Origin of the sequence: Collinsella sp. TF07-1 (genome assembly GCF_003437235.1) — a bacterium.
In the GTDB taxonomy this organism is placed as follows: domain Bacteria; phylum Actinomycetota; class Coriobacteriia; order Coriobacteriales; family Coriobacteriaceae; genus Collinsella.
Genome location: NZ_QSRV01000032.1, coordinates 1 through 14,969, shown reverse-complemented (window position 1 = coordinate 14,969; position 14,969 = coordinate 1). Strand labels below are relative to the sequence as shown.

The following is a 14,969-nucleotide window of genomic DNA, read 5'->3' as shown; positions in this document are numbered from 1 at the left end:
TTTAGTATAGGAAAAGGAATTTCTCGGGGCCGCCTCTCGGCGGCCTTGCGAAAAACAAATCCAAGTTAGACCATTTCAAATGGTTCGATGTCTGCCCGGATGCGACACTGAATGTGTCCATCCTCGCAGTATCCGGTTCTCAAGGTGCACGCTTTGCGGCTGATCCGGTCCGACCGGGCCGCGCGGCAAGGAGATATATTGCCAGACCGCGAAGCCCTGTGGGTCGTCAATTCCACTCTTCACAAGTCCTACACAACATATCGCTTTCTATAGGTAATAGAAAGACTGGTGCGGATCTTCCGCACATATCAGATGATGACCCTTTGGTTCAGGAATATATAGAGATCGGTCACCTATATGTGTTTATCTACCCGCGCTTTTAGCAATGTAAACCGCGCTTCAGATAAAAAGAGGGAGTGCCGCGCACAACGCGACACTCCCCTAGCGATTCAAGAGAATCTATTAGGCCTCGAGAGCCTTCTTGGCGATGGTAGCCAGCTCGTTGAAGGACTCGATGTCCTCGTAAGCCATCTGAGCCAGGACCTTGCGGTCGAGCTCGATGCCGGCAACCTTCAGGCCGTGCATGAACTGAGAGTAAGAGATGTCGTTCAGGCGAGCAGCAGCGTTGATACGAGTGATCCAGAGAGAACGGATCTCGCGCTTCTTGTTGCGGCGATCACGATACTGATACTGCAGGGAGTGCTGGACCTGCTCTTTAGCATGCTTGTAAGTACGCGAAGCGGCACCATAGTAACCCTTCGCACGGTGCATAACGGTACGGCGCTTCTTCTTGGCGGCAACAGCGCGCTTAATACGTGCCATGTTCTATCAACTCCTAGACGGTAAAACGAAAAACGGGAACGCGAACTTAGGCGAGACGCGACTTGATGACCTTGCGGTCGGCAGCGGCGATCTCGGTCTCCTGACGGAAGCCACGCTTACGCTTGGTGGACTTCTTGCTCAGGATGTGGCTCTTGAAAGCCTTGGCGCGCATAAGCTTGCCGGTACCAGTCTTGCGGAAACGCTTCTTGGTGCCGCTGTGGGACTTCATCTTAGGCATGAAATACTCCTTAATCGGTTACAGAACACTAGTTACTTGGTATCGCTTGCCGCTTTATCCTCATCGAAGGCGCCCTTAATCGGGGCGAGCAGCATAAGCATGTTACGGCCTTCCATCTTAGGCTTGGACTCGACCGTAGCGTAAGGCTTGAGATCCTCGGCGAGACGCTCGAGAACGTTAAGGCCCTGCTCCGGGTGAGCCATCTCACGGCCGCGGAACATGATGGTGATCTTAACGCGTGCGCCCTTCTTGAGGAAACGCAGAACGTGGCCCTTCTTGGTCTCGTAGTCGCCAACGTCAATCTTGGGTCGGAACTTCATTTCCTTGACCTCGACCTTGGACTGGTTCTTACGAGCAGCCTTGGCCTTCATGGCCTGCTGGTACTTGAACTTACCGTAGTCCATGACCTTGCAGACCGGCGGCTCCGCGTTGGGAGCGATCTCGACCAGGTCGAGACCCTGATCGTCGGCGACGCGCTGGGCATCGCGGATGGCGAACAGGCCGAGCTGAGAGCCATCGACGCCAATCAAACGGCACGAAGATGCAGTGATCTCGTCGTTGATGCGGGTGTCATCAGACTTAGCTATTTTCCCTACCTCCATTCATAAAAAAATAACCCGGCGCTTCTCAGCAACCAGGTCGTACACATAGACTTCCTCGATTTGAGGAAGGGAATCTAAGTTGTATGACCAGTCAGCTGCTCATTGGCGCCAAAAGGTGGGAACCCTCGGGTTCCTCTTTAGGGCATTGCGGGAACAACGCCTTGCGAATAATAACACGTACAGCGCGTTATCACATTACGTACACGAAAAAGGGTCCTTGAGCCCCTTGAACGCTCGCTTGCATGCATGGTGCCCGAGGCGAGACTCGAAGGGCCTTCGCTTCGCGAAGCCCCGGGCTTCGGGCGCGTGGCGCCCTCGCCACGCTCCGCTACAAACAGGCCACAGGCCTGTTTGCTTAACGCTTCGCGCGCTCACGCGAGTTCGGCACGAAAAAGGGGGCCGCAACCCCCTTGAACGCTCGCTTGCATGAATGGTGCCCGAGGCGAGACTCGAACTCGCACGTTGTTGCCAACGGTGGATTTTGAGTCCACTGCGTCTGCCAATTCCGCCACTCGGGCACGCAATGCGTGAGTTAGTTTATCACAGCTTTCTACCGATTAGTCCGAAAATGGAACTTCGAGCATTTCGATGAGTTCGACCGTGCGGAGCATCTCGCGCCGACGGCATCCGCGACCGTCGACCGAAGCCTCACCCATCTGGTTATCGTAAGGGTCCTCGCGCATGCCGTCGAAAGAGGGCTCAAACTCTGCCTGGAATCGATTGTTGGCCACCATACGCCACGGGTCGAGATTGCCAAAGTAGTGACGGCGGCGCCACTCCTCCCCCATCCTGCGAGCAGAAGATCCAAATGACACGTCGGCGTTGAGCCAACCGGTCTGCGGCGTATAGAACTCTGCCCAGTCGTGCGACCCCACCGAATCGGGCGCAACATACAGGCCGCTCTGCCAACGGGCAGGCACGCCCGCGATACGGCACATGGTGATAAACGTGAGCGCCATAACGCCGCAATCGCCGCGGAGCGAATGCGCGCAGTCATCGGCAATAGATCCCAAAAGCAAGTACGGCGGCTGATAGCGATAGTCGATGTACTGCGTCAGGTAATCATAGATAGCACGGGCGCGATCGAGCGGATCCTCGAGCCCGTCAATGACACGGGCTGTCAGCTGCTGTAGATACGGCGTGAATGCAATGTGCGGACGGTCCTCGGAGGTGTCCACGGGCAGTGGCGCGTCCATGCAAGGATGCACCGGAAGCGCACCCCCATAGACATCACGATAAGCGGCATCAATTTGATAGCGATAGGTCACCGAGAATGAGCGCTCACTCGAAGAAGACCACGAGGCGGTACGCGCCGAAGCATTCGCGGGGGCAACAGCACCCTCCGGCGTCATATCGAGAACCTCGATATGAGACTGTTGACGACAGGCGGCGGCAACGGGTAGCCACGCGCGAACAGTCTCTCCATCTAGAGCACCGGGGACAGACACGGACGCTTTAAGCGTAATGACGCGAGCCAATCCGTTTTGTGACTCCATCTCCTTGAGCATCTCGTTGCGCAGTGCTATTCCGTCCGTAGAATCGGGCCGCATGCCGGGAACCTCTTTGGGATATACGCGAAGCGAATCGAGGAAGTTGTCGAGAACGAACAGCTCACCATCGATAAAGCGCCAGTCAATACGCTTACGATTAATCAGGTCATCAAACTGCTCTTCGGTAAACTCTGGCCACTCCTCGCGAATCATCGCAATAGCCTGATCGCGCGGCACCGAAAAATGAAGCGGCGTCTCGAGCATGCGATACCGCTCGGCACGAACACAAGCAGCCAGCGAAGGCTCGGGGTTCTGCTCCAGAAGGCGATCGCAGGCAGCAACAGCCTGCATCAAATACCCGGCATCCTTAAGACGAAGAATCTCAGGCGGTAGCCCAATATCGAGATGGCGAAAATCATCACTGCAAACATCAACAGAGCAGCCAACAGGACCCTCGTCAATAACCTTCCCATCCGAAGGCAGTACATTAATAACAGCCATACCAAAACTCCAAGTCACTAGAACGCTTGAAGCCCATTGTAGCGAGATAAAAAGAAAGCCCCAACAAGGGAGCCATCAACACCGCTGAACGGTAACCATATAACTAAAATCAGACCAGTAACCCTGTAGCAAGTTAACAAAGGAGGCCCCGTTTCCCCGGAGCTGATTCCGTCGCGCGACTTCTGGCAAAGCCAGTAGCCATCTTAATTCAGACTCGTAACCCTGCGGCGTTAAACGAAGGAAGCCCCGTCCCCCGGAGCTGTTTTCTTGGCGCGACTTCTGGCAAAGCCAGGTGAGCGCAAAGGAAACAGTGTAGGGGGACGGGGCTTCCGGCGGGAAGTTTAGCGACGCTTACGCCTTGTTGACGGAGCCAAACTCCTCCATGAGCTCCTTGGTGCGGGCAACGATGTTGTCGCGACCAGGCTTGAGGAGCTTGCGGGGGTCAAAGCCCTTGCCCTGCTGATCCTTGCCAGCCTCGATGTACTCGCGAACGCCCTTGGCGAAGACGAGCTGCAGGTCGGTGTTGACGTTGATCTTGGAGATACCCAGGGAGATGGCCTTCTTGATCTGATCCTCGGGGATGCCGGTGCCACCGTGCAGGACGAGGGGCAGGTCGCCGGTCTCGGCCTTGATCTCGCCCAGACGCTCGAAGGAAAGGCCAGCCCAGTCGGCAGGGTACACGCCGTGGATGTTGCCGATACCGCATGCGAGGAAGTCGACGCCCAGGTCAGCAATCTGCTTGCACTCAGCAGGATCAGCGAGCTCGCCGCTGGAGGTCACGCCGTCCTCGGTGCCGCCGATGCCGCCGACCTCGGCCTCGATGGACATGCCCTTGGAGTGGGCAAGCTCAACGAGCTCCTTGGTGCGGTCGAGGTTAAGCTGGAAGGTCTCCTCGTGAGAGCCGTCATACATGATGGACGTGAAGCCGGCCTCGATGCACTTAAAGCAGTCCTCGTAAGAACCGTGATCGAGGTGAAGGGCGACGGGAACGGTAACGCCCGTGGCCTCGACGGCAGCCTTGACCATGTCGGCGCAGACCTTGAAACCGCCCATCCACTTAGCGGCACCAGCGGTGCACTGAAGGATCAGCGGAGACTTGGCCTCCTCGGCGGCCTGGAGAATAGCCAGGGTCCACTCGAGGTTGTTGGTGTTGAAGGCACCGAGACCGTACTTGCCGGCCTCGGCCTTCTTGAGCATGTCTGCTGCGTTGACGAGCATAAAAGAAACCTCCTGTAAGGTTGCTCCGATAACGCCTGAGATTTTACCACGGCGCACCCGAGCATAAACGTTCGTTTGTTCACGAATATCGTCCAAACAGACTTTTTTTGACCGTTTGCCCTACGGAATCGACCTGTTGGGGAAAAATAGCTTGACGTTTGGACGCTTCTCGTGCTTCAAAAGCCGACTAGTAAGCTACATCTGCATGAAAGGGCTCTGCATGAGCTCGCGTGCCATGGTGGTCGAATCGCCATGGCCGGTAAGGCAAACGGTATCGGGCGGGAGAAGCCGGGCGAGCTTGGAGAGCGAGCGCAGGATCGCCGCCTCGTCTCCTCCAGAAAGATCGGTGCGGCCATGCCCACCCGGGAATAGTGTGTCGCCCACAAAGGCAATGTTCCCCTGCTCAGTGGCGGCGAACAGAACGATGCCGCCCGGTGTGTGCCCGGGCACCTCAATTACCTGCAGGCAAATGTCGCCCAGCTCAATGGTGTCGCCCTCGGCAAGCAGCCGCGTCGGCTCACCTGGATCGGGCGTCTCGATGCCCCACATCGCTCGCTGCTCCTCGATATTCGCATGCGGCACTGCTGCGTCCTTGCCACACAGCTCGTACAGGACGTCGGCGCCAACGGCGGCCCGAACTCCAGCGACACCGCCAACATGGTCGGCGTGACCGTGCGTGCAAACGGCGCCGAGCACCTGCACATCGGGGTGTTCGGCTCGAATATGCTCCACCAAGCGCTCGCCTTCCCATGCGGGGTCGATAATCACGCACTCATTGTCCGAAATGACAGCATAGCTATTGGTCTGAATGGGACCGTTTACGAGCGTCTCGATCTCGACCGATCCCTTGGGAGTTAAATCCAAGGACACAGCACTCATGTCCCTCTCCTCTCTATAGAACTCGAGGCATCAAACGATGCCTCGAGTGTAGCGAATATCGATAATGTGGCACGTTCGTCGCGACTAAACGCGGCGCTTAAGCTGGGCTCCACCCTCGCCGGGCATCAAGCGACGCGCGTCGTAGACCGAGTCAACGCTGCTGATAGAGGCCAGCAGCGGATCCAGACCACTCGCGTCCGAGATCTCGACCATAAAGCGCAGGGTTGCAATACCCTCGCGGTTGGTCGACGTGGCGGCAGAAAGGATATTGCCACCCGCATCGCCAATGGCAATGGTGACATCCTTGAGCAGGCCCATGCGGTCCAGGCACTCGACCACGATCTCGACCTGGAAGAGGGTGTCGGCAGCGCCGTCCCATTTCACATCGATCATGCGCTCGGGATGCTCCATAAGACCCTTGACGTTGGGGCAGTTGGCGCGATGCACCGAAACGCCACGACCGCGCGTGATGAAGCCGACGATGTCGTCGCCCGTCACGGGGTTGCAGCAATGGGCCAGACGGACCAGCAGGCCGCTGTTGCTCTCGCCCTTGACGATAATGCCGTTGCTGGCGCTCTTGCCGCGCTTTTGCGGCTTGCGGTTGGAGCCGCGGGCAGGCTGCTTGACGACCTCGGCGATAGCCTCGGCCTTGGTGAGCTGTTCCTCGGGTTTGGGGTCCAAGATTTGCTCGACCTTATTGCCCACAGCGCGCGGGGCAACCTTGCCGGCGCCGACGGCGGCAAACAGGTCCTCGAGCTGCTTGAAGTTAAACTGCTCCGCCACGGCGTTGAGCGCACGCGTCGAACGCGGCGTAGAAATGCCATAGCCACGCTTACGCAGGTCCTTAGCCAGCATATCGCGACCAGCAGCAGCGTCGTCGTCCTTGGTCGCAGCGGCAAAATAGCGGCGGATCTTTGACTTGGCGGAAGGTGTCTTAACGATCTTGAGCCAATCACGCGACGGCTTGGAACTCTTGTTAGTCAGAATCTCGACACGGTCACCCGTCTTAATCTCGTGCGTGAGCGGAGCCACCGCACCGTTGATTTTGGCGCCGACGCAGTGGTTTCCCACCTCGGTGTGAACGGCGTAGGCAAAGTCGAGCGGCGTGGAGCCGGCACGAAGCGCCATGACCTCGCCCTTGGGCGTAAAGACGAAAATCTCCTGATCGAAGAGGTCGACCTTCAGCGAATGCAGGTATTCCTTGGCGTCGGTGATCTCATCAGACGCAGCCCAATCGAGCGAATGTTTGAGCCAGTTAATCTGGTCGTCCAAGCGCTGGGCATCATTGGTCTTAGACGCGGACGATCCGCCCGACTTCTTATAGAGCCAGTGGGCGGCAATACCGTACTCGGCCTGCTCGTGCATCTCGTAGGTACGAATCTGAATCTCGAGCGGACGAGCCGTGGGGCCGATAACCGTCGTGTGGAGCGACTGGTAGTTATTGACCTTGGGCATGGCGATATAGTCTTTAAAGCGCCCGGGCATGGGGTGCCACAGCGTATGCACCGCACCGAGCGTGGAATAGCAATCGCGCACCGAATGCGTGATGACGCGCAGTGCCACCAGATCGTAGATCTCGGAAAATTCCTTGCCCTTGCGCTTCATCTTTTGGTAGATGGACCAATAGTGCTTGGAACGGCCGTTGATCTGAAAGTCCTCCAGGCCAATGCGGTTGAGCTCGTCGGTGAGTGTCTTGATGGTCTCGGCCAGATAGCGCTCACGGACCTCGCGCGACTCCGCCACCATGCGTGCGATGCGCTGGTAGGCGTCGGGTTCAAGGTAGAAGAAGGACAGATCCTCGAGTTCCCATTTAATGGAGCTCATGCCCAGACGGTCGGCCAGGGGCGCATACACGTCCATGGTCTCGCGGGCCTTAAACAGGCGACGGTCCTCACGCAGGGCCGCAAGGGTGCGCATGTTGTGCAGACGGTCGGCAAGCTTAACGATGATGACGCGGATGTCCTTGGACATGGCGAGGAACATCTTTCGCAGCGTGAGCGCCTGTTTCTCGTCCATGCTGTCGACTTCGATGTTGGTGAGCTTGGTCACGCCATCGACGAGCTCGGCCACCGTATCGCCAAACAGGCCGGAAACATCGGCAAGCGAGGTCTCGGTATCCTCGACGGTATCGTGCAGCAGCGCGGCGCACACCACGTCACAGTCCATCTTGAGATCGGCCAAAATGATGGCTACCTCGACGGGATGGTTGATGTACATCTCACCCGAGCGGCGCTTTTGGTTGCAGTGCTTCTCGGCAGCAAAACAATAGGCCTGCTCCACCTTAGAAAAGTCGTCCTCATTCATATATTTGAGGCACAGGCGCTCCAGCTTGTCGTAGCTGTCCGCCATAATCTCGGGCGGCAGCTCATCGGCATGCTTATAGTGCTCCATCTCCGAGAACGGCTGGAGGGCGGAATCATGGGCGGTACGGGCTGCGGCATCCATCGAGGTCCCCTTCCCCTAGGCCCGCGGTACGATCGGGCGGTTAACTTTGGCTAGCATATCAGAAGCGCACGAATCGAGCGCCCAACTCCGGAAAGCCGAGAACTCCATGCGCGAGCGCAAGCCCTCCAAATAGCGAATTGACCTGCTCAATTGCACACGGCCGGGGTTTTCGGCCATCGCGATGCGACGGGTGTCGTCAAACCCCGAAACGCGACAGAAGCCAAGCTCTTCGAAGATTCCCAGGCCACTTTCCACCGAGCGCTCGTCGACCGGCGTGCGAGCATCGATGGCAAGGCACATCTGCGCGATGTCGATATCGCTCGCGCTAAAGGAATCGTCCCCGGTCTTGCCGCGGTTGGAGCGCCACATGGTTTGCAGCGCGCGATAGAGCGTGACGAGCTCGTCGCGCTCGGGCGCATAGCAGTCGAGTAGGCGCTCGTTAATGCGGGCGTCGCGCGACGAATAGAGCAGGTGAATCACGGCGGGCTGTCCATCGCGACCGGCGCGGCCACTCATCTGGTTAAACTCAATCGCGCCAAACGGCATGTGATAGAGCACGACATGGCGAATATCGGGAAGGTTGACGCCCTCGCCAAAGGCCGAAGTCGAGACGATGCAACTGAGGCTGCCGTCTCGGAATGCTTCCTCCACGCGGCGGCGATCGGGGCGCGCAAGACCCGCGTTATAGAACGCGATATGGGTTGCGCAATCGGGCACACGCTTGCGCAACGTCTTGGCGAGCGCCACGGACTGGTCGCGCGAATTAACGTAGATGACGGTCTTCTCCCCCGTCGCCACGATCGACACCAAACGGTTCTCGCGGCTCGCAAGGTCGCGGTCGTCCTCGAGCTGCAGGTTCTCGCGCACCGTCTCGTCGACCACCGTGCGAGTGATCGGCAGCATGCGGGCAAGCTCGGCCACGACCGGAGCCGTTGCGGTGGCCGTCGCAGCCATAACAACCGGGTCGCCCAGGGCTTTGAGGATATCGGGCATGTCGAGATAGGCGCTGCGGTCGCCGCCCTTGGCAAGGCCGGCGTGGTGCGCCTCATCGATAACGACAAAGCCGATGCGGCCCGAACGCGCGAAGCGGTCACGGTAGATAGATAGGAACTCGGGCGTCGTGAGCACGATACCGGTGCGGCCCGAAGCTAGGCCGGCGAACACATCATCGCGTGCGGCCTCCACGGTCTCGCCGGTCAGCACGCCAACGCCAATGCCAAGCGCTGCCATCGTCGACGAGAGGTGATAGGCCTGGTCGGCAACAAGCGCACGCAGCGGATAGACAAAGATGCTCGCACGTCCGCGAAGGACAGCCTCGCGCGCAGCATGTACATGGAAGATGAGAGACTTGCCGCGGCCCGTTCCCATAACGGCCAAGACGCTCTGGTGGTCGGCCAAGGCATCGAGCGCCTCAACCTGCGCGCGGTGCGGCTGGTTCGATCCGATAAAGCTATGGATAAGCGAGCGCGTGAGCTCGGTATAGGAAAGCTGGGCGAGCGTCTCGCGCTTACGCGACTCCAGGCGCAGGCCGGAATCCGCCGGCTGCACGCCACGACGAAGCTCGCATGCCGGATCGTCGACGCTGGGCAGCGTGGTATCGCGGACCAGAACATCCTTGATCATGAGCTTGGGCTTCACGCGTCCCTGCCAATGCTCGGCCACGGCCTCGAACACCAAGTCGACGGCGCTGTCGCAATTGATGAGCCTATCGATCTGCGGCACGCGGAACATGATGGCCGGCACACTCGCGGCGCCATCGGTCGCCACGAAGCGCATGTGTTCGCCGGTTTTGCCCACCACGGCGCGATCACACATCGTCACGCCCTCGGCGGCCAGCAACGGCACCTTATTGCCCTGGCCAAACGGCTCAAGACGGGAAATCTGCTCGATGGTCTCGATATTTAACTCGGAGAGGTCGACGGTGGCGGCAACCTCGTCGGTGTCTTCAAAGTCCTCGGCGGGAAGCTCCGATAGCACGGCGGAAAGGCGGCGGCGGAACTCATCGAGCTTGGATGCCTCGATGGTCACACCCACCGCACCGGCATGTCCGCCGCGACGAATCAGCAGGTCGGAACAACGCTCGACGGCGTCGAACAGGTTGACCTTGCCCACCGAGCGACCCGATCCGCGCGCAACGCCGTCCTCGATCGAGAAGAGCAGCGCCGGCACGTGATATCGGTTGGTCAGGCGGCTCGCCACGATGCCCTTGACGCCCTCGTGCCAGCCTTCGCCGCCCACGACGATTGCGCGCCCACCGTCATAGGTCTCCTCGACCTTTGCCATGGCGTCGCGTGTGAGCTCCGCCTCGATCTCGCGGCGCTGACGGTTAATCTCCTCGAGCTCGGCTGCCAGTGCACTTGCCTCGATAGGATCGCGGGCAAGCAGCAGGTCGAGCGCCAGCTTGGGATCAGCCATGCGGCCGGCAGCGTTTAAGCGGGGAATGAGCGAGAACGATAGGCCATCCGCCGTAATGCTCGAAAGGTCCGCCTTGGCGAGCGCGGCAAGCGCGATATAGCCGGGACGAGCGGTTACGCGCATCTGCTGGATGCCCTCGGCAACCAGCGCGCGGTTCTCGGGCGTGAGCGGCATCATGTCGGACACGGTGCCCAGCGCCGCGACCTCGATTAGCGAACGCCAATACGACGGCTTGCCCAAGCGCTCACCCAGGACTTGCACCAGCTTGAGCGCCACGCCGGCACCGGCAAGCTCACGCGAAGGCCCCTCGACCTCGAGCTTAGGGTCGGTCAGGGGCACGCCCTGCGGCACCTGATCGGAGGGCTCGTGATGGTCCGTGACCACCAAATCGATCCCCAGGCTCTCCAGATAGGAGACCTCTTCCTTGGCGGCAATGCCGTTATCGACGGTCACGATCAGCTGGGGGCGAGCGAGCTCGTTAACGCGGTCGAGCGCCGCGCGCGAAAGACCGTAGCCCTCGTCAAAGCGATGCGGAATAAACGGCGTGACATCGGCGCCAAACGTGCGCAGTGCCTCGGTCAACAGGCAGGTCGACGTAATACCGTCAACGTCAAAATCACCAAAGACCGCGATGTGCTCGTGGTTGCGAATAGCACGCTCGACGCGGTCGGCAACGACCGACATGCCCGGGATAATGAGTGGGTCAGCCCAGTCGCGATCGAGCGAAGGCGTCAAAAACAGCTGGCCTTCTTCGATGGATGTAATGCCGTGCGCAACCATAATGCGCGCCACCAGCCCGGGTATTCCCAGGCCAGCCGAAAGCTCCTTTTCGAGTTCGGGGTTTTGCTGAGCGACCGCCCAGCGATGCGTCGTCTTAAGCGATGACATAGGCGCCCACCCCCGATAGGGGCAGGTCGCCGCGATACCTCTCACGGTTCATAGCGATGAGTCCTCTGTGTATGCCCGCTTCGGCAGGCAGATCTGTTGAACGAATTTATTATACCGTGCAGCGCGGACGCAAATCGCCGCAGTACGCCGCGGTTTCGGTAAACGATGCCGGTAATAGCCTCGAAATATTCAAGCGTTTCTGACGCACGGACGCACGCGAGCGTCTAGCATATCCATTCAAAACGGATTCACGAGCAAAGGGAGTCACAAGCGCATATGAAGCAATGGGTTGGACTGGGCAAGTTTCTCGCGGGGCACATGCAGATCATCGTTCCGATTTGCGTGACGCTCGGCGTGCTCTTTCCTCAGCAGATCGGCGTTCTCAAGCCCATCGTTCCCACCTTGTTTGCCTTTATGACCTTCCAAGGCGCGCTCAGTAACACCTTTCACCAGGTGGCCGAGGTGTTCCGCCGTCCCCTGCATCTGATTTTGGCGTTATTTGTCTCGGCTGTAATCATCCCCATCGCGGCGTATGCCATGGGCTCACTGTTCTTTGGCTCCAACCCCAACCTTGTCTGCGGCATTGTGCTCGAATACAGCGTGCCTGTGGCAGTCACTGCCTTTATGTGGATTAGCATGTTCGGCGGCAACGGCCCGCTTGCGCTCACCATTATCCTGACGTCCTCGGTCATCTCGCCCGTGACGATTCCGCTCACGCTCAAGCTCTTGCTGGGCGCCACCGTCTCGATCGATGTGCCGAGCATGATGCAGAACATGGCCTTTATGATCGCCATCCCCGCTGTGCTCGGTATTGTCATCAATGAACTCACGCGCGGCTGGGGCCACGAGAAACTCTCTCCCGCGCTCTCGCCCGCCTGCAAGTTCATGATGATGGGCGTCATCGCGTCCAACTCCACCGCTATGAGCGAGTACGTGCTACACATGAACGCGGTGCGCCTGGAAGTCGCCCTCTTTATTTTGGTCTTCGCCATCAGCGGCTTTGTCGTCGGTTTTCTGGTCGCACGTGCGCTGCATCTGCCATATAGCGAGACGACTACCATGTGCTTTACCTGCGGCATGCGCAACATCTCTTCGGGTGCCGTCATCGCCACGCAGTACTTTCCGGGCGAGGTCGTGTTCCCCGTCATGTGCGGCACGCTGTTTCAGCAGGTGTTGGCCTCAATTATCGGACACCTCTTTGAGCGCCTGACCGGCGAGGAGCGCGCCGCCCAGCGCAAGCGGGTCGAGGCTGGCCGCGACGCCATGGCGCGCTAGGCTGTCCGCATTACGTGGGTGTTAGTCTTGCTATACGAGCGTTTCCAGATGCGCACGCAGACGCTCAGCATCGATATCGAGCGTCGTCTCGGCATTGACTTGGGCCAAACGATAGCCGACAAAGTAGGGCGAAACCACCCAACGCGGCAGCGCCTTGGCAATGGTCCGACCGCCCAGGTGATAGAAGAACAAGTTGTACGACTCTGCGCGACCACCGTGGTGCCCGTTTAGGATATAGCGCAGAGCTACCTGGATCGCATCGGCAAAGAGATCCGCCTCGGCTTGGTCTCGTGCGTCATCGCTGGCGGCGATTCCCTGCGGGGCTGAAACGTTGATCTCAAAGAACCCCATGATCGGTTCGGTTGAGATATTGACCAAGATTCTCCCCTGTTGCCAGACATTGATTCCTTCGAAATTGGCGGAAGTCAGCGAAGCATAGCCGTCTTCCTGCTCCAAACCTACAATCTGCATGTGCGGATGAACGAGACTACCGCCCGAGAGCGGACCCTTGTTCTTGTACATGAGAACGCTGCGATACTGCTGTGAATCGATCATCTGCTGCCAACAGCCCAGGGCAAACCGCATCACATGATGCAGCTCATCCGGTTCATAGGTCGCCAGGTCGGCGTCGTGATTGGCCGACTCGATCAATACGGTCTGACGGGTGGCCCGCAAGGTCTTGAACTTATTCTCGAGCCAGATGCAGTCACCATCGCGCTCGATGATGTTGGCGAGCCCCTCCGTGTCGCAAAAGGGGCACGCGGTGCCAGGGCGACGATTATCGTCGGGCTTACCGTTCGCCTGCTGAACGTCAAATACCAGCGCCACGGGTTATACCTCCAACGGCACGATCTTGGTGCCATGGAGCTCGGAGACGCCTAGCGCCGCTGCGACCGCGTCGCGATTTGCCGTAGTGATGCCGCCGCCGGGAAGGATGGTCAAACGATCGCCCGCATACTCGATTAAACGAGCCAGGTGATCGAAATTATCCTCGATCGACGTACCGGCCGCGCCGCCATGCGTGAGGATGCGCGTAACGCCGCAGTCGGCAAGTGTATCAATCGCATCGAGCTGAGCCTCGGGCGAAAGCTGGTCAAATGCCATGTGGAAGGTGATGTCAAGGGACTCGCGCTTGCACTCCTCGGTCGCGCAACCCGTAGCCATAACGAGGGCGCCAAGGGTGAGCTCGTCGAGCGCCCAGCCGCCGGCACAGGGCTTGCAGCAGCCAAAGACCAAGCCGTCAACGCCGGCGCTTACGGCAAGGCCCAGGTCCATCTCCATCATGCGCAGCTCGTCTTGGTTGTAATGAAAGTCACCGCCACGCGGGCGAATCATGCACATCACTCGCGCGTCATGCTCGTGAGCATAGCTGACTGTAGCGCTGATAACACCGACCGAGGGTGTAGTGCCACCGACGGCAAGGTTGTCGCACAGTTCAATACGCCTTGCACCGGCATCGATAGCCGCCGGCACCCGCTCAAAGTTCTCGGCACAAAACTCGTACAGCATAGATAGACCCCCAAAGACAGCAGATGTTTTCCGACGGGCATTGTCACACATCCCCATGAAGTTGCGGTGGAATAGGGACTGTTTTGGCCTCTGGAGCCCGTATTCAGTCCCTATTTCACCGCAACTTAAAGGGGTGCTGACCGAAATGGTCAGCACCCCTTTTTGCTGTATAGAAGTAGTCGTTGGGTGTTCCTATAGTTTTGTCAACCGTCGGGGCTACTCCCGGTAGGGCACCCGGTCGCGCATCACGGCGTATATCGCCCTGAGCCGCTTCCTCGCGACGGCCTTGAGCGCCCGCCCGTGCCCCATGCCCCGCGCCCTGCAGGCCCGGTAGTACTCGCCGTAGCGCCCCGAGGACCTCACCAGGCTGTTGCACGAGAAGATCAGCAGGGACTTGAGCCTCGCGTCGCCGCGCCTGGACGCCCTGACCGACCTCACCGACGTTCCGGAGCTCCTCACCCTCGGGGCTATGCCGCAGTACGAGGCCAGGTGGTCGTGGTCCGGGAACCTCCCGATGTCGACCGACACCGCGAGCTGCGCCGCGGTCCTCGGGCCGATGCCGGGCACGGTGAGCGGGCACGCGTAGGTCTCGTCGCCCTCGAGCAGCGCCGCCGTCTCGGCCTCGAGGGCCCCGGCCTCGTCGAGGGCCTCCGATATCCGGGCGGCCAGGAACCTGACCTGCCTGTT

The 14,969-nt window shown here is 59.4% G+C and carries 12 protein-coding genes and 1 tRNA gene; 1 reads left to right on the top strand and 12 read right to left on the bottom strand.

From position 1 onward, the window contains the following. Nucleotides 1-462: 462 nt before the first annotated feature. From rplT to recJ, 9 genes are all read right to left on the bottom strand, one after another. The gene (rplT, locus tag DXC67_RS09590; protein WP_006234421.1) at nucleotides 463-822 is read right to left on the bottom strand and encodes a 50S ribosomal protein L20; all 360 of its coding nucleotides are present in this window, start codon (nucleotides 820-822) and stop codon (nucleotides 463-465) included. 46 nt (nucleotides 823-868) lie between these two features. Beyond that, nucleotides 869-1,060, bottom strand: a complete 192-nt coding sequence (rpmI, locus tag DXC67_RS09585) for a 50S ribosomal protein L35 (protein ID WP_006234422.1) — start codon at nucleotides 1,058-1,060, stop codon at nucleotides 869-871. Nucleotides 1,061-1,092: 32 nt separating this feature from the next. After that, entirely contained in the window at nucleotides 1,093-1,662 is a 570-nt protein-coding gene (gene infC, locus DXC67_RS09580) for a translation initiation factor IF-3 (RefSeq protein WP_006234423.1), read from the bottom strand. A 431-nt stretch (nucleotides 1,663-2,093) separates the two neighbouring features. Continuing rightward, nucleotides 2,094-2,180 (bottom strand) — tRNA-Leu (locus DXC67_RS09575). A gap of 39 nt (nucleotides 2,181-2,219) precedes the next feature. Continuing rightward, nucleotides 2,220-3,653 carry a transglutaminase-like domain-containing protein gene (locus tag DXC67_RS09570; RefSeq protein WP_117638199.1) on the bottom strand — a complete coding sequence of 478 codons (1,434 nt, stop codon included), beginning with the start codon at nucleotides 3,651-3,653 and terminating at the stop codon, nucleotides 2,220-2,222. 351 nt (nucleotides 3,654-4,004) lie between these two features. Beyond that, nucleotides 4,005-4,871 carry a class II fructose-1,6-bisphosphate aldolase gene (gene fba / locus DXC67_RS09565; protein WP_117638198.1) on the bottom strand — a complete coding sequence of 289 codons (867 nt, stop codon included), beginning with the start codon at nucleotides 4,869-4,871 and terminating at the stop codon, nucleotides 4,005-4,007. A gap of 195 nt (nucleotides 4,872-5,066) precedes the next feature. Beyond that, on the bottom strand, nucleotides 5,067-5,750 hold the full coding sequence (locus tag DXC67_RS09560; protein ID WP_117638197.1) for an MBL fold metallo-hydrolase: 684 nt from the start codon (nucleotides 5,748-5,750) through the stop codon (nucleotides 5,067-5,069). Between the two features lie 84 nt (nucleotides 5,751-5,834). Further along, a complete protein-coding gene (locus tag DXC67_RS09555; protein WP_117638196.1) occupies nucleotides 5,835-8,195 on the bottom strand; it encodes a bifunctional (p)ppGpp synthetase/guanosine-3',5'-bis(diphosphate) 3'-pyrophosphohydrolase in 2,361 nt (786 codons plus the stop codon). Nucleotides 8,196-8,210: 15 nt separating this feature from the next. Further along, the gene (recJ, locus tag DXC67_RS09550; protein WP_117638195.1) at nucleotides 8,211-11,498 is read right to left on the bottom strand and encodes a single-stranded-DNA-specific exonuclease RecJ; all 3,288 of its coding nucleotides are present in this window, start codon (nucleotides 11,496-11,498) and stop codon (nucleotides 8,211-8,213) included. 276 nt (nucleotides 11,499-11,774) lie between these two features. Between recJ and DXC67_RS09545 the strand changes: the two genes are divergently transcribed. Further along, nucleotides 11,775-12,773 carry a bile acid:sodium symporter family protein gene (locus tag DXC67_RS09545; protein WP_117638194.1) on the top strand — a complete coding sequence of 333 codons (999 nt, stop codon included), beginning with the start codon at nucleotides 11,775-11,777 and terminating at the stop codon, nucleotides 12,771-12,773. A 30-nt stretch (nucleotides 12,774-12,803) separates the two neighbouring features. Here the strand turns inward: DXC67_RS09545 and DXC67_RS09540 are convergent, their stop codons facing one another. The 3 genes from DXC67_RS09540 to DXC67_RS09530 all read right to left on the bottom strand — a co-directional run. Further along, on the bottom strand, nucleotides 12,804-13,601 hold the full coding sequence (locus DXC67_RS09540) for a DUF4931 domain-containing protein (protein ID WP_117638193.1): 798 nt from the start codon (nucleotides 13,599-13,601) through the stop codon (nucleotides 12,804-12,806). Between the two features lie 3 nt (nucleotides 13,602-13,604). After that, complete coding sequence (locus tag DXC67_RS09535; protein ID WP_117638192.1) at nucleotides 13,605-14,282, bottom strand: copper homeostasis protein CutC; 678 nt, start codon at nucleotides 14,280-14,282, stop codon at nucleotides 13,605-13,607. Nucleotides 14,283-14,498: 216 nt separating this feature from the next. Beyond that, on the bottom strand, nucleotides 14,499-14,969 hold a 471-nt coding region (locus tag DXC67_RS09530), incomplete at its 5' end, for a transposase (RefSeq protein WP_147327785.1).